The organism is Streptomyces sp. NPDC111628 (assembly GCF_055635195.1).
On record NZ_JBVKBZ010000002.1, the window covers coordinates 1,417,020 to 1,430,596 of the forward strand.

Genomic DNA, 13,577 nt, shown 5'->3' on the forward strand with positions numbered 1-13,577 from the left:
GACGACGGACGACTGCGCGAAGCCGGACCCGCCCGCGCTGTGGGCTGCCGAACACACGGTCCTTCAGCCGACGTGTCTCACCGTGAACTCGTTGCCGTCCGGGTCGAGCAGGAAAGCCCGGCCGCGGGCCGCCTCACCGGCTGCGGAGCGGGTCGCGCCGAGCGAGAGCAGGCGGGCGGTCTCCGCCTCGAAGTCGGCGTCGGCGGGCAGCGCGAGCTCGAGATGGAGCCGGTTGGTGCCGGACTTCGGCGCCACCGGAGGACCGCCCCAGGTGATCTTCGTGCCGCCGGCCGGCGACTGGATCGCGGTCTCCTGGTCCTGGTCCCAGACCAGCGGCCACCGCAGCGCCGCACTCCAGAAGTAGCCGACCTCCTGTGTGCCGTCGCAGGCCAGCGCTCCGACGGCGCCGGTGCCGGCGAGGAAGTTGTTGCCCGCCTCGATGACGCAGAACTCGTTCCCGTCCGGGTCGGCGAGCACCACGTGTCCCTCTTCCGGGAGCTGGCCCACGTCGATGTGCTTTCCGCCCAGTCGCAGCGCCCTGGCCACCGTCGCCTGCTGGTCCTCCGGGGACGCGCTCGTGAGGTCGAAGTGCGCCCGGTTCTGGCCGGTCTTCGCTGCCGGGCTCGGCAGGAACCGAACGCGGTACCCGGCGCCGTCGGGCGGCAGGATCGCGAGGTCGTCGTCCGCACCGGCGGACAGCTCCCACTCCAGGACTCCGGACCAGAACCGCGCCAGGTCCAGGGGCGCGGAGGTGTTGAAGCAGATCGCGAACAGCTGACTGGTCATACGCCGTGCAACCTCGATCCATGACATGGTCCGCCCGTCCCGTGGCCGCAGCCTAGGGGCGGCCACGCCGCCCCCGCATCCGAGTTTCCGGCGCGGGAGCGGGAGAGGGTGCGACCACTCATCCCCCTCATCCACATCCCGTGCTTCTGAATCCAAGAAACCACAGCTGTTGGATTTCTGGATCAGTGGTTCCTAGAGTGAGCGCGGGGCACTCGTCGCGCGGCACCCGCGCTCACGAGAGCGTCCAGGACGAGGAGAGCCATGCAGCAGCGCACCATCGGCGACCGGTCCGTCTCCGCGATCGGCCTCGGCGGGATGCCGATGTCGATCGAAGGGCGCCCGGACCCGGAGCGGTCGATCGCCACCATCCACGCCGCGCTCGACGCCGGCGTCACTCTCATCGACACGGCCGACTCCTACCACCGCGACGCGAACGAGGTGGGCCACAACGAGGAGCTCATCGCCCGCGCGCTGCGCGAGTACGGTGCGGACGCCGCCGACGTCCTGGTCGCCACCAAGGGCGGCCACCTGCGTCCCGGTGACGGCACCTGGACGCGCAACGGGGACCCCGAGTACCTCAAGCGTGCGGCCAAGGAATCCGCCCGTCGGCTCGGCGTCGACGCGATCGGCCTCTACCAGTTCCACCGCCCCGACCCCGCCGTCCCGTACGCCGACTCGGTAGGTGCCCTCCGCGAACTGCTCGACGAGGGCGTCATCCTGATGGCCGGGATCTCGAACGCCGGCATCGCGCAGATCGACGAGGCCCGCGACGTGCTCGGCGGCCGGCTCGTGTCGGTGCAGAACCAGTTCTCGCCCGCGTTCCGCTCCAGCCGGCCCGAACTGGAACACTGCGCCGGGCTCGGTATCGCGTTCCTGCCGTGGAGCCCGCTCGGCGGTATCGCCAACGCCAAGGACCTGGCGGCGCGGCACGGCGCGTTCCAGCAGGTCGCCGACGAGATCGGCACCAGTGTCCACCAGGTCGCGCTCGCCTGGCAGCTCGCGCTCGCGCCGGTGGTGATCCCGATCCCCGGAGCCTCGCGCCCCGCGAGCATCCGCGACTCCGCCGCCGCGGCCGACCTCGCACTCACCGCCGACCAGGTCGCGCTCCTGTCCGCCTGATCCGTCGCCGCCGATCCGTCTCCCGATCCGTCTCCCGATCCGTCCGAGCCACAGCGAAAGAGCCGCATGAAGACCTTCACCCTGCCCGGCACCGACATGGTCGTGCCCAACGTCGTCCTCGGCCTGATGCGCATCCAGGACATGAACGACGACGAAGTGCGCACGCTCGTGCACACGGCACGCGACGCCGGCATCACCTTCCTCGACCACGCGGACGTGTACGGCACGGGCAGTCACGGCTGCGAGCGCCGGTTCGCCGAGGCCCTGAAACTCAGCCCCTCGGAACGCGAGCAGTTCGTCATCCAGACGAAGGCCGGCATCGTCAAGGACGGTCCGTACTTCGACTTCTCCCACGAGCACATCGTGGAGTCGGTGAACGGCTCGCTCGAGGCACTGGGCACGGAGTACCTCGACATCCTGCTGCTGCACCGGCCCGACGCGCTGGTCGAACCGGAGGAAGTGGCCCGCGCCTTCGACGAGTTGTCCGCGGCGGGCAAGGTGCGTGCCTTCGGCGTCTCCAACCAGACGCCGCGCCAGCTCGACCTGCTGCGCAAGTACGTGCGGCAACCGATCGTCGCGAACCAGCTCCAGCTCTCGGTCACACACGCGCCGATGATCGCCCAGGGCATCGCCGCGAACATGCAGGGCCTCGACCAGTCGGTCGTGCGCGACGACGGAATCGTCGACTACTGCCGCCTGCACGACATCACCGTCCAGGCGTGGTCGCCCTTCCAGGCCGGGTTCTTCGACGGTCCGTTCCTCGGCTCACCCCGCTACCCCGAGCTGAACGCCGTGATCGACCGGCTGAGCGAGAAGTACGGAGTGCCGGCCGAGGCCATCGCGGTCGCCTGGATCACGCGCCACCCCGCGCGGATGCAGGTCGTGCTCGGCACCACCACGCCGGAGCGGGTCACGGCGGCCGCGCTCGGCTCGGACCTCCCGCTCACCCGGCCCGAGTGGTACGAACTGTTCCGGGCGGCCGGCTACACGGTGCCGTAACCGACGGCGCGGCCACAGGAGATGACGAGTCGCGGGAGGAACGAGGTGGCCCGGACGGGGACGACGGCGGTGCTGGCGCTGTTGCCGGACGCCGAGCCGCTGTTGGGGGCGGCCGCCGCGGTGGACGGGTCGGCGGTGCGGCCGGGCCTGCCCGCACATGCCGCCCTGCTCTATCCCTGGTTGCCCGTCGACGAGGTGGGAGAGCCGGAGTTGCAGCGGCTGCGGGCCGTCCTGCCGGCCGGCCCGATCCCCGTCGTGCTGGGCACGGTCGAACGAACCGGCGGGTTCGTCGGTGTCCCGGTGCCCGGACTGAACCGGGTGGCCGACGCGGTTCGCACGGCATTTCCGGCGCAGGTGCCCTACGGCGGCCGGTTCGGCCCCCGCCCCCGGGTGCACGTCACCGTGGCCCTGGACGCGGCACCGCAGGCCGCCGCCGACATCGCCCGCCGCACCGCCGCCGCCCTGCCGATCACCACGGCGGTCAACACCTTGCACGTGGTCACCCTCGCCCAGACCGGGTGGCAGGGCCTCGCGGAACTGCCGCTCAGTCGCTAGCGCGGCAGGCGGCAACCGCGAGCGGCAGCCGCGTCAACAGCCCGCGGACATGTCTCAGTCGAGACAGAACTCGTTGCCCTCGACGTCCTGCATCACGATGCACGACTCGTTCTCCTCGTCGGCGAGCAGGACGCGCTCGCGCACCGCGCCGAGCGCGACCAGCCGCGTGCACTCGGCCTCGAGCGTGGTGAGACGCTCCTCACCCACGAGGCCGGTCCCCACCCGCACGTCGAGGTGGACCCGGTTCTTGACCACCTTGCCTTCGGGAACGCGCTGGAAGAACAGCCGCGGGCCCACACCGGAGGGGTCACTGCACGCGAACCAGGTGTCCCGGTCCTCGGGAGGCAGGGAGGCGTTGTAGTCGTCCCACGTGCTGAACCCCTCGGGCGGCGACGGTGCGACGTACCCCAGCACCTCACACCAGAAGCGGGCGACTCGCTCGGGTTCGGCGCAGTCGAAGGTGACCTGTACCTGCCTGATCGATGACATCCGCGCACCCTAGCAGGGCACTTGGAAAGCGCTGCGATCCGGCCAACCTCCAGCCGGTTACCACCTCCTGGACAACCGGGCATCCGACCGCTCCCTCTCACAGCGCGGGCACAGCCAGTGCCCGCCTGCTTCCTTCCCACCGCACCCCCCAGCACCTGAAGGACGAGGGATCGATGACCAGAACGCGCACCACCCGGCTGCGGCGTCCACTGCTCACAGGCACCACGGCGGTCGCCGCCATGGCCGTGACCGCCGGACTCGTGGCCGCCACCGCGGAGCCGGCGAAAGCTGCGACGGGGCCCAAGCTGAGCCTGATCGCCGCGACCACCTCACTCACGCTCACCTCCTGGAAGGAGGACCCGGGCGTCTACCTCGACCTCGGCACCTACCTCACCGCCGAGGGCAGGCCGCTGGAGCTGAAGGTGACCCGGAAGTCCTACAAGGACCCGGTGACCATCACCCAGACCGTGTACGAGGGCGGCAGGGCCAAGGCCAAGACGCTGCCCAAAGGCACGGTGAAGGACTTCTCCGGACTGCCCGGCTTCGCGGAGATCACGGTCACCGACAAGGCGGGCAAGAAGGTCCTCAGCCGGACCGAGGACTTCTGCCCGAACAACGCCAGCGGCCGGGTACGCCCCGACGCACCCGCCACCTCCAAGTATCCGGAGAGCTGCCCCACCAACCCCTTCACCCTCGGTTCGGTGTGGGGCGTCGAGCAGGGCTGGGCGGCCAACACCTACGCGGGTTCCTACACCGAGCCGGTCGCACTGGCGGCCGGAACCTACACCGCCAAGGTCGGGGTCGCCAAGAAGTACCGCGACCTGTTCGGGATCGCGGACAAGCCCGCCACCGTCAAGGTGACCGTGGTGGAACGGAGTTACGAGGACGACCAGGGTGCCGCCGGGGCGGCCGCGTCCCGGTCCGCGACGGCGGGCGAGCACGCCGGTCACGGAGCCACCCGCCAGCCTCCGGCCGCACACGCGGGCCACGGGCCGGGGCACGCCCCGACCCCCGCCCAGGCCGCCGCGCCCGTCACGAGCGGGGCGGGCGCCTCGTACAACGTGGGCCACGGGCCGCTCAAGGCGGCGCCGCCCGCCCTGCCGTGGGCGCTGAAGAAGCAGCAGCAGGCCGCGCGCTCCGCGCCGGTCGGCGACAAGGGAGGCCAGACCGACGGCTCGCGCAAGGCCCCGGCACTCCAGCCGCTGGCGGAGCGACCCGCCGGCAAGGCCTCCGTCCCGGACGTCCCCAAGCCCGATCTGCGCTCGCTGCCGGCCTACGGCATCGTCGTCACCGACGGGGAGAAGGACGTCCCCGGCAAGGACTACCTGGCCTTCAGCGCCAACGTGTGGAACGCCGGTCCGGCCCAACTGGTGGTGGACGGCTTCCGGTCGCCCGGCAAGGCCAAGATGGACGCCTACCAGTACTTCTACGACGCCAAGGGCAAGCAGGTCGGCTACGCCCCGACCGGCACCATGGAATGGGACCCGCGTCCGGGGCACGTGCACTGGCACTTCACCGACTTCGCCAGCTACCGGCTGCTGAAGGCGGACAAGAAGGAGGCCGTGCGCAGCGGCAAGGAGGCCTTCTGCCTGGCCAACACCGACGCGATCGACTACACGGTGAAGAACGCCAACTGGCACCCGTTCAACACCGATCTCTCCACCGCCTGCGGTGAGGAGAACTCCATCTCCGTCCGCGAGGTGCTCGACGTCGGCTCCGGCGACACCTACTCCCAGGACCTGCCGGGCCAGTCCTTCGACATCACGGACGTGCCCAACGGCACGTACTACATCCAGGTACTGGCCAACCCCGAGAAGCGGCTCAAGGAGACCGACCTCGACAACAACAGCGCGCTGCGGAAGATCGTGCTCGGCGGCAAGCCGGACGCCCGGACCGTGACCGTACCGGCGCACGACCTGGTGAACGCGAACTGACCTGACCCCAGGGGCGTCAGCGCCCCGGTCCGAAGAGCCGACGGCCACCCGCGGTGGCCGTCGGCTCTTCGGACCGAACCCGGCGACTCACATGCCGTTCTGGGTGATGAGGTCGACCAGGCCCTGGGCCGTGTTGTCCGGGGAGTCCATGGCGACCATGTCGTCGCTCGCCGCCTCGGCGCTGCGGGGGAACATGGCCCGCTCGTACTCGGCCAGCGCTGCCTCGACGTCGCCCGGGTGCGCGGCAAGGGCCGTGCCCAGTTCCGCCCCGTCGAGCATCGCGAGGTTGGCGCCCTCGCCGTTGGGAGCGGTGAGGTGGGCCGCATCGCCCAGCAGGGTCACCCCCGGCACCCGCTCCCACCGGTGTCCGGTCGGCAGAGCGTAGAGGGCGCGCAGGGCCGGCGCGACATCGCTGTCGGTGATCAGCGCGGTGAGCTCCGTCGCCCAGCCGTCGAATTCCCGGGCGATGCGGGCGGTTGCCGCGGCGCCGTCGGTGAAGTCGATCCCGGTGAACCAGTCCAGCGGCCGGGACAGCCCCACGTAGGCGTGCAGGGTGTCGTCCTTCTCCCGGTGGGCGAAGATCTCCTGGCCCGGTGCGGGAGCGATCAGCATCCCCCCGCCGACCGTCTTCGCGGCCACCGGGTGGCGGACACCGGCGTCGAACAGGTAGGTCTCAACCACCGACTTGCCGACGTACTCGGGTGTGGCGGAGGACAGCAGCGGCCGGACACGTGACCACGCGCCGTCCGCCCCGACGAGCAGGCGGGTGACGACGGTGCCACCGTCGGCGAACGTCACCTCGTGGCGTCCGTCGCCGAGGGAACGGGTGCGGCTGACCTTGTGTCCCCACCGCACGGTGCCGGCCGGGAGCGAGTCGAGCAGTATCTGTCGCAGGTCGCCGCGCTGCACCTCCGGGCGTCCGCCGGTTCCGTCGTCGGCCTGGTCGAGCCGGACGGTGCCGTCCTGGTCGAGGACCCGCATGGCCTGGCGGCCCTCGAGAACAATGGCCTGGAACTCGTCCGTCAGACCGGCCGCCTCGACCGCGAGCTGCCCGTTGTAGTCGTGGATGTCCAGCAGCCCGCCCTGGGCGCGCGCCGAAGGGGAGGAGTCGGCTTCGTAGACGGTGACCGGGATCGCGTGGAGGTGCAGGACGCGGGCCAGTGTGAGTCCGCCGAGCCCGGCGCCGATGATCGTGACAGGGGTGTGCATGCTGACTCCTTCGGGATCGGGCCGTCCGGTTCTTCTCCGGACGGCCACCTCTCGAAAGGTGCCAGCTGCCGCCGACGGGCCACCGACATCCGACCGACAGCCCCCGACATCTCTCCTACGCGGTGTCGGTATGACACCGACACCGCAGGTCGGACGATGTGCTCAGGTCCGGCGGGCGCGGATCACGACGGCCGTACCCGCCGCGACGGCGAGCATCGCCGCGCCGCCGAGGAGCGCGGTCCGTCCGTTCGTGCCGGTGCTGGCGAGGCTCGGCCGCGCGTCGCCCGCGGCCCGCAGGATCAGTTTGCTGACGTCCTCCGGGTTGGTCTCCATGACGGCGTGCGGCGCGTCGACCTCGACGGTGGTGGCGTCGGCCCGCTTCGCCATGAAACGCAGGTTGTCGGTGCCGATGGTGCGGTCGTCGGTGGGGACGAGGTACCAGGACGGGATGGTCTTCCACGCGACGGCCTGCGTCGGTTCATTGCCGGAGGCGGCGGTCGCGGGCCGCTGGGTGGCGGCCAGCACCTTGACGCGGCTCGCGTCGAGCCGGTCGCTCAGGAAGACGTCGCTGAACTTCTCCGGTTTGAGGTACAGGTCCACGTTCGTGGCGTCGCCGCCGAGCGGTACGGCGTTCAGCGCGGTGGGCACCGGCGCGTTCGGGTCGTCCGTCACCCGGCTGCCCGGGAACTTGGCCGCGAGCTGGAAGGCGGACTCGCCCTTGTCGGGCGCGAACCCGGCGATGTAGACGAGGGACTCGACGTTGGGGTTGCCGGCGGCGGCGTTGGTGATGACGGCTCCGCCGTAGGAGTGCCCGACGAGGACGATGGGTCCCTCGATGGCCTTGAGCTGGGCGGCGAGGTAGTCGGCATCGCCGGAGAGGCTGCGCAGCGGATTCGCCGTGGCCACCACCGGATAGCCCCGAGTCTGCAGGATCTCGACGACCCGGTCCCAGCCGGAGGCGTCCGCCCAGTACCCGTGCACGAGTACGACCGTCGGCTTGCCGCCTCCGGACGTCCCGCCGGGGGGTGTGGCACTGCCTCCGCTCTCGGACGCCAGGGAGGGGCCTGCGGCCATCAGGGCGGCCGCCGGGAGGAGGACGGCCAGGGGTAGCGTCCGCCGGGCGGCGGCGCGTCGTATCTGCTCCATGACCCTTCTTTCTCTGAGGGGAGAGACTGCTGACCACACTGCGTTCGGGTGATGGACGCGGCACCACGGATATGGCCATAGGAGTGAAGATCGATCACGGGGCGTAAAGGAGTGCCTCGCGCACGGCGCGGTGGCGCAGCGTCGTCCCGGCCGGTGGCGGAGCATGCCGTCCATGCTGTCCGGTCTTCTGGCCAGATTGGTCAAACTGCTGCTCGGGCGCCACGGCGGTGCGCTGCACTGGAGGGCCGCGTGTGCCGCGACGGTCGTCCTGGTGATCGTGCTCCTCGCGGGTTCGTACTTGGCCGTCCTGGCTGAGCGCGGTGCCCCGGGGGCGCAGCTGATCACGTATCCGCGGGCGCTGTGGTGGTCCGTGGAGACCGCGACGACCGTCGGTTACGGCGACCTGTATCCGGTGACTCTGTGGGGCCGGCTCGTGGCCGTGGTGGTGATGGTCGCCGGGATCACCGCCTTCGGTCTGGTCACCGCCGCGCTGGCCACCTGGTTCGTCGGAAGGGAACAGGAGCGCCGGGGCCACTTCGTGCGCCACACCGAGAAGGCCGCCGAGGAGGCCTACAGCCAGGCGACACGGGCGCTGCACGAGCGTTTCGACCGGTTGGAGCGGATGCTCGACGACAACCGCGGGTGACCGCCCGCCCGGACGCCGCACCGATGAGTTTCCGGCGGTTGTGCGGTCTACCCGTCGACGAAGGGAGCGCACCATGCGCGAGATCATCGTTTGCACGTTCCTGACGCTGGACGGTGTCATGCAGGCGCCGGGCGGCCCGGACGAGGACGCCGAGAGCGGCTTCGAGCACGGCGGCTGGCAGAAACCGGTGGACGACGACGAGGTCGGCACGGCCATCGCCGGTTGGTACGAGGACTCCGACGCCATGCTGCTCGGCCGCAAGACCTACGACATCTTCGCGTCGTACTGGCCGACCGCCGACCCGAACAACCCGTTCACCGATCGGATGAACGGCATGCACAAGTACGTGGCGTCGCGGACCCTGACGTCCCTCGAATGGCAGAACTCGACACTGCTGGAGGGTGACACCGTCGACGCCGTACGCAGGCTGAAGGCGTCCGACGGCGGGAACCTCAACGTCGTCGGCAGCGGCGACCTGGCCCAGACCCTCATGCGTCACGGCCTCGTCGACGAGTACCGGCTGACCATTCACCCGGTGATCATCGGAACCGGCAAGCGGCTGTTCGCCGACGGAGCGGTTCCCACCGCGCTGGAGCCGGTCAGCGTCTCGACGACGAAGGGCGGCACCGTCGTCGGCGTCTACCGGCCGAGCGGTGCGCCCAGCTACGACAGTTACTAGGCCGGCGGGGAAACCGAGGTGCCCCGGCGGGCCGGGGCCCGGTACTGTGCGGCTCATGTCGAGTCCTGAGTCGGACAGGGTGGGGGCTTTCGGTCACCCGTCAGCCCCCTGAATCGCTGAGTTCGCAGCCCTGCGTCGTCGTACCGCTTTGTCGGTCGGACGAGCGCGCGCATGGGGCCGGCCGTGGTGACGAGATGACCCTTCTCGTGCTTCTCCTCACCTCGGAGCCACTCGATGCCTCTTCCGCTGTACCTGCTTGCCGTGGCGGTGTGCGCCATGGGCACCTCGGAGTTCATGCTCGCCGGCCTCGTGCCGGACATCGCCTCGGATCTCGACATCACCGTCGGGACCACAGGCGTACTCACCTCGGCCTTCGCGACCGGCATGGTCGTCGGCGCTCCCCTTGTGGCGGCGCTTGCCCGCACCTGGCCCAGGCGTTCCAGCCTCCTCGGGTTCATCCTGGCCTTCGCGGCGGCTCACGCCGTGGGAGCCGGCACCGCGAGCTTCCCCGTCCTGGTGGTCTGCCGCGTCGTGGCCGCGCTCGCCAACGCGGGGTTCCTCGCGGTCGCTCTGACGACTGCCGCCGCACTGGTCCCCGCCGACAAGAAGGGACGCGCGCTGGCCGTGCTGCTGTCCGGCACGACGGTGGCCACGATCGCCGGTGTCCCCGGTGGGTCACTCCTGGGCACCTGGCTCGGCTGGCGGGCCACGTTCTGGGCCGTCGCCGTCTTCTGCCTGCCCGCGGCGCTCGGCGTGCTGAAGGGAATCCCCGCGGGACCTGTGACGGCGGCGGCAACCGTTGGGCCGCCGCTGCGAGTCGAGCTCGCCCGGCTCAAGACCCCCCGGTTGCTGCTGGCCATGCTGCTGGGCGCGCTGGTGAACGCGGCAACCTTCGCGAGCTTCACCTTCCTGGCCCCCGTCGTGACCGACACCGCCGGGCTGGGTGAACTGTGGGTCTCTGCCGCTCTGGTGCTCTTCGGTGCCGGTTCCTTCGTCGGCGTCACCGTCGCCGGACGGCTGTCCGACCAACGCCCCGCCCAGGTCCTCGCCGTCGGCGGTCCGCTGCTGCTCGTCGGCTGGCCCGCGCTGGCGATGCTGGCCGACCGGCCGGTCGCGCTGCTGATCCTCGTGTTCGTCCAAGGCGCACTGTCGTTCGCGCTGGGCAGCACGCTGATCACCCGGGTCCTCTACGAGGCGGCGGGCGCGCCCACCATGGCCGGTTCCTACGCGACCGCCGCCCTCAACGTGGGCGCCGCGGTCGGACCACTCGTCGGCGCGACCACCCTCGGCACCACGACCGGCACCCTCGGGCCGCTGTGGGCAAGCGGGCTCCTGGTCGCCGTCGCGCTGCTCGTCGCGGTCCCCTTCCGCACGGTGATCACGACCGCCGCACGCCCCGAGACGATCCGATGACGCAGGCGAAACCCGCGTGGTCCACCGTGGACGGTGTCACGGCGTCCAGTGGTGGCGGGCACGGGCCATGTCCACTCGCGCCCCGCGCATCGGCGTGCCCTCGTCCCGCAGCAGGAGCGGCGCCCGCCCACCGTGGCAGGAGGGCGGCGTCCCGTCCGCGTACACGACACGCCGCCACGGCACGCCCTCGTCGAGCAGACTCATGGCCCGACCCACCTGCCGAGCACCTAGACCGACCCGTTGACCGACGTCACCGTAGGAGGCCACGGCACCCGCGGGGATCGAGCACACCGCATCCCGGACCTCGTCGACGAAGGTCACGGCACCTCCGAGTCGGGCGGTGGGTAGGTGAGCCGGCCGTCGCGGACCCGTGCGTGCTCGTTCAGGACCGCGGGCTTCGTGGCCGTCCTCGACATGATGTGCACCACCTCCACCCCGGCGACCAGCAGCGCGTCAGTGATCAGCCGCCGGTGGCACCGCCACGGCACCGCCTCGCTGCACATGATCGCGGGCCGCTCGTGCCGCGCCAGCCGGATCAGCTCGTCGAGGCCTTCCGCGAATGCGTCCCCCGCCATGTAGTCGGCGTAGTCGCGGAACGCCTTTACCCGCCACGCACCATTCTCACTGGGAACCCCCGCGGGGGTGTGTCGCCGACCACCGAGTTGAGGGATCCAGCGGTACTCGATGTCGGACGGCAAATTCTCCACGACAGCGGACTGGTTCCACTGGGGATACTTCCTCGACGAAGGGTAGGAGCGCACATCGACCAGGCAGGTGATGTCATGGCCGCGCAGCATGTCCAGCACCTCGTCGAACGCACGCGTCGAATGCCCGATCGTGTGGACCCGGCTCACCTCGGCTCCATGCGGTCCAGAATCTCACGGGGGCAGGCCCGCGGCTATCCGGTGAATGGCTCAGTCCCCCGGGGGCGAAGTGGCCCACACGGGCAAAGTGGCGGGAGCATACGGTCGAGGGCACCGTGTGCGTGACGACCGCCGCTCGACCCGAGGACCCGATATGCAAGCCATCTCCGTCCATGACCGTGACGCGGGCGCCGAAGGGCTCGCCCTGACGGAAATGCCCTACCCGCACGCTGCCGAGAACGACGTCGTCGTGCGTGTGCATGCCGCCGGTTTCACCCGCGGGGAACTCACCTGGCCGGGTACGTGGACCGACCGTGCCGGACGCGACCGCACCCCGAGTGTGCCCGGGCACGAACTGTCCGGGGTGGTCCAGGAGTTGGGGTACGGCACCACCGGACTCACCGTCGGTCAGCGGGTGTTCGGTCTGGCCGACTGGACGCGCAACGGATCGCTGGCCGAGTACACCGCGGTGGAGGCACGCAACCTGGCCCCGCTTCCCGCGGATGTCGACCACACCGTGGCCGCCGCGCTGCCCGTCTCGGGGCTGACCGCGTGGCAGGGGCTGTTCGACCACGGACGGCTCGGGGCGGGGCAGACGGTCGTGATCCACGGCGCCGCAGGCAGCGTCGGTTCGGTCGCGGTCCAGCTCGCCCGCGAGGCGGGTGCCCGGGTGATCGCCACCGGTCGTGCCGCCGACCGGGACACCGCTCTCGGTCTGGGCGCCGAGGTCTTCCTGGACCTCCAGTCGGACCGCTTGGAGGACGCGGGAGAGGCCGACGTCGTGTTCGACGTCATCGGCAGCGAGATCCTGGACCGCTCGGCCGCCCTGGTACGTCCCGGCGGAACCCTCGTCACCATCGCCGCGCCCCCCGTCGTCAGGCCGGAGAACGGGCGGGCGGTCTTCTTCGTCGTCGAATCCGACCGGGTCAGGCTCGCCGACCTCGCGCAGCGGGTGCGGGACGGGCGGCTCAGGGTGTCCGTCGGAGAGGTGCGCCCGCTCTCGGAGGCACCGGCCGCCTTCGCGTCCGGCCGGGGCAGGCACGGCAGGACGATCATCCGCGTCGCGACCGAGGGCCCTCACGAGGCGGCGGGCCTCCGGTGACCCGTATGTCGCTCGACGCCCTGCCCGTGCCCGGCAGCGCGGCATCGGCCGCCGCCCTGGACGTCGCGACCGCCTACCTTCCGCCCGCGCTGCTCAACCACTCGCTGCGCGCCTACGTGTGGGCGGCCGCCCGCGGCACGGCGTCCGGCCTCTCCTTCGACCCGGAACTCCTCTACGTCGCCGCGCTTTACCACGACATCGGGCTGGTCCCGGCCTTCGACAGCCACACCGTCGCGTTCGAGGAGGCGAGCGGCCACGTCGCCCGCGTCTTCGCGGCGGGCGCCGGATGGCCTGCGGAGCGCCGCGAGCGCCTGGCGGACGTCATCGTCCGCCATATGGCGCCGCAGGTGGATGCCGCCACGGACCCCGAGGGACATCTGCTGGCCCGTGCCACCGCGACCGAGGTCACCGGCAAGGACGTGGACGACTACCCGCCGCTCTTCCGCGACGAGGTGCTGGCACGTTACCCCAGGCTGGACCTCACCGAGCGGTTCCTGGCGTGCTTCGAGGCCCAGGCCGCGCGCAAACCCGGCAGTTCCGCGGGCGGTGCGGTGCGGTCCGGGCTCGCCGGCAGGATGGCTGCCAACCCGCTCGGCCCCTGAGCCCGGCTCATGGTCCCTGCACTCGGCCCGTGGGC

At 71.1% G+C, this 13,577-nt stretch carries 15 protein-coding genes; 9 read left to right on the forward strand and 6 right to left on the reverse strand.

From position 1 onward, the window contains the following. Window positions 1-63: 63 nt before the first annotated feature. Complete coding sequence (locus ACZ7MF_RS14110) at window positions 64-786, reverse strand: VOC family protein (RefSeq protein ID WP_471476972.1); 723 nt, start codon at window positions 784-786, stop codon at window positions 64-66. A gap of 261 nt (window positions 787-1,047) precedes the next feature. On the opposite strand from ACZ7MF_RS14110, the gene ACZ7MF_RS14115 reads away from it, so the two are divergent. The 3 genes from ACZ7MF_RS14115 to ACZ7MF_RS14125 all read left to right on the forward strand — a co-directional run bounded on the left by ACZ7MF_RS14115 (window position 1,048) and on the right by ACZ7MF_RS14125 (window position 3,459). Then, on the forward strand, window positions 1,048-1,905 hold the full coding sequence (locus tag ACZ7MF_RS14115) for an aldo/keto reductase (protein ID WP_471476974.1): 858 nt from the start codon (window positions 1,048-1,050) through the stop codon (window positions 1,903-1,905). A 66-nt stretch (window positions 1,906-1,971) separates the two neighbouring features. After that, window positions 1,972-2,904 (forward strand): aldo/keto reductase, encoded by a 933-nt coding sequence (locus ACZ7MF_RS14120; RefSeq protein WP_471476976.1) that lies wholly within the window; start codon window positions 1,972-1,974, stop codon window positions 2,902-2,904. Window positions 2,905-2,949: 45 nt separating this feature from the next. Next, window positions 2,950-3,459: a 2'-5' RNA ligase family protein gene (locus ACZ7MF_RS14125; RefSeq protein WP_471476978.1), complete on the forward strand. Its 510-nt coding sequence runs from the start codon at window positions 2,950-2,952 to the stop codon at window positions 3,457-3,459. A 54-nt stretch (window positions 3,460-3,513) separates the two neighbouring features. On the opposite strand, the gene ACZ7MF_RS14130 is transcribed toward ACZ7MF_RS14125, so the two are convergent. Continuing rightward, window positions 3,514-3,948, reverse strand: coding sequence for a VOC family protein (locus ACZ7MF_RS14130; RefSeq protein ID WP_471476980.1), 435 nt, complete (start codon window positions 3,946-3,948; stop codon window positions 3,514-3,516). 173 nt (window positions 3,949-4,121) lie between these two features. Between ACZ7MF_RS14130 and ACZ7MF_RS14135 the strand changes: the two genes are divergently transcribed. Next, window positions 4,122-5,882: a lysyl oxidase family protein gene (locus ACZ7MF_RS14135; protein ID WP_471476982.1), complete on the forward strand. Its 1,761-nt coding sequence runs from the start codon at window positions 4,122-4,124 to the stop codon at window positions 5,880-5,882. A gap of 87 nt (window positions 5,883-5,969) precedes the next feature. On the opposite strand, the gene ACZ7MF_RS14140 is transcribed toward ACZ7MF_RS14135, so the two are convergent. Together ACZ7MF_RS14140 and ACZ7MF_RS14145 are read right to left on the reverse strand one after the other, a co-directional pair. Then, entirely contained in the window at window positions 5,970-7,091 is a 1,122-nt protein-coding gene (locus ACZ7MF_RS14140; RefSeq protein ID WP_471476984.1) for an FAD-dependent oxidoreductase, read from the reverse strand. 162 nt (window positions 7,092-7,253) lie between these two features. Continuing rightward, a complete protein-coding gene (locus tag ACZ7MF_RS14145; protein ID WP_471476986.1) occupies window positions 7,254-8,237 on the reverse strand; it encodes an alpha/beta fold hydrolase in 984 nt (327 codons plus the stop codon). Window positions 8,238-8,400: 163 nt separating this feature from the next. Here ACZ7MF_RS14145 and kcsA point away from each other — a divergent pair, with 163 nt between their 5' ends. From kcsA to ACZ7MF_RS14160, 3 genes are all read left to right on the forward strand, one after another. Next, window positions 8,401-8,883, forward strand: a complete 483-nt coding sequence (gene kcsA / locus ACZ7MF_RS14150; RefSeq protein WP_471476988.1) for a pH-gated potassium channel KcsA — start codon at window positions 8,401-8,403, stop codon at window positions 8,881-8,883. A gap of 73 nt (window positions 8,884-8,956) precedes the next feature. Further along, window positions 8,957-9,562 (forward strand): dihydrofolate reductase family protein, encoded by a 606-nt coding sequence (locus ACZ7MF_RS14155; RefSeq protein WP_471476990.1) that lies wholly within the window; start codon window positions 8,957-8,959, stop codon window positions 9,560-9,562. A 234-nt stretch (window positions 9,563-9,796) separates the two neighbouring features. Then, the gene (locus ACZ7MF_RS14160; RefSeq protein ID WP_471476992.1) at window positions 9,797-10,975 is read left to right on the forward strand and encodes a Cmx/CmrA family chloramphenicol efflux MFS transporter; all 1,179 of its coding nucleotides are present in this window, start codon (window positions 9,797-9,799) and stop codon (window positions 10,973-10,975) included. A 36-nt stretch (window positions 10,976-11,011) separates the two neighbouring features. On the opposite strand, the gene ACZ7MF_RS14165 is transcribed toward ACZ7MF_RS14160, so the two are convergent. Next, window positions 11,012-11,296, reverse strand: a complete 285-nt coding sequence (locus ACZ7MF_RS14165; RefSeq protein WP_471476994.1) for an MGMT family protein — start codon at window positions 11,294-11,296, stop codon at window positions 11,012-11,014. Then, complete coding sequence (locus ACZ7MF_RS14170; protein ID WP_471476996.1) at window positions 11,293-11,829, reverse strand: DUF488 domain-containing protein; 537 nt, start codon at window positions 11,827-11,829, stop codon at window positions 11,293-11,295. The genes ACZ7MF_RS14165 and ACZ7MF_RS14170 overlap by 4 nt, the downstream gene beginning before the upstream one ends. 163 nt (window positions 11,830-11,992) lie before the next feature. Between ACZ7MF_RS14170 and ACZ7MF_RS14175 the strand changes: the two genes are divergently transcribed. Then, the gene (locus tag ACZ7MF_RS14175) at window positions 11,993-12,940 is read left to right on the forward strand and encodes an NADP-dependent oxidoreductase (RefSeq protein WP_471476998.1); all 948 of its coding nucleotides are present in this window, start codon (window positions 11,993-11,995) and stop codon (window positions 12,938-12,940) included. A 5-nt stretch (window positions 12,941-12,945) separates the two neighbouring features. After that, window positions 12,946-13,542, forward strand: a complete 597-nt coding sequence (locus ACZ7MF_RS14180; RefSeq protein WP_471477000.1) for an HD domain-containing protein — start codon at window positions 12,946-12,948, stop codon at window positions 13,540-13,542. Window positions 13,543-13,577 lie beyond the last annotated feature (35 nt).

What these genes read in the sequence shown, in the direction of transcription:
- ACZ7MF_RS14110 (WP_471476972.1), bottom strand. Translation starts at nt 786, where the DNA reads ATGACCAGTCAGCTGTTCGCGATCTGCTTCAACACCTCCGCGCCCCTG.
- ACZ7MF_RS14115 (WP_471476974.1), top strand. Translation starts at nt 1,048, where the DNA reads ATGCAGCAGCGCACCATCGGCGACCGGTCCGTCTCCGCGATCGGCCTC.
- ACZ7MF_RS14120 (WP_471476976.1), top strand. Translation starts at nt 1,972, where the DNA reads ATGAAGACCTTCACCCTGCCCGGCACCGACATGGTCGTGCCCAACGTC.
- ACZ7MF_RS14130 (WP_471476980.1), bottom strand. Translation starts at nt 3,948, where the DNA reads ATGTCATCGATCAGGCAGGTACAGGTCACCTTCGACTGCGCCGAACCC.
- ACZ7MF_RS14135 (WP_471476982.1), top strand. Translation starts at nt 4,122, where the DNA reads ATGACCAGAACGCGCACCACCCGGCTGCGGCGTCCACTGCTCACAGGC.
- ACZ7MF_RS14140 (WP_471476984.1), bottom strand. Translation starts at nt 7,091, where the DNA reads ATGCACACCCCTGTCACGATCATCGGCGCCGGGCTCGGCGGACTCACA.
- ACZ7MF_RS14145 (WP_471476986.1), bottom strand. Translation starts at nt 8,237, where the DNA reads ATGGAGCAGATACGACGCGCCGCCGCCCGGCGGACGCTACCCCTGGCC.
- kcsA (WP_471476988.1), top strand. Translation starts at nt 8,401, where the DNA reads ATGCCGTCCATGCTGTCCGGTCTTCTGGCCAGATTGGTCAAACTGCTG.
- ACZ7MF_RS14155 (WP_471476990.1), top strand. Translation starts at nt 8,957, where the DNA reads ATGCGCGAGATCATCGTTTGCACGTTCCTGACGCTGGACGGTGTCATG.
- ACZ7MF_RS14160 (WP_471476992.1), top strand. Translation starts at nt 9,797, where the DNA reads ATGCCTCTTCCGCTGTACCTGCTTGCCGTGGCGGTGTGCGCCATGGGC.
- ACZ7MF_RS14175 (WP_471476998.1), top strand. Translation starts at nt 11,993, where the DNA reads ATGCAAGCCATCTCCGTCCATGACCGTGACGCGGGCGCCGAAGGGCTC.
- ACZ7MF_RS14180 (WP_471477000.1), top strand. Translation starts at nt 12,946, where the DNA reads ATGTCGCTCGACGCCCTGCCCGTGCCCGGCAGCGCGGCATCGGCCGCC.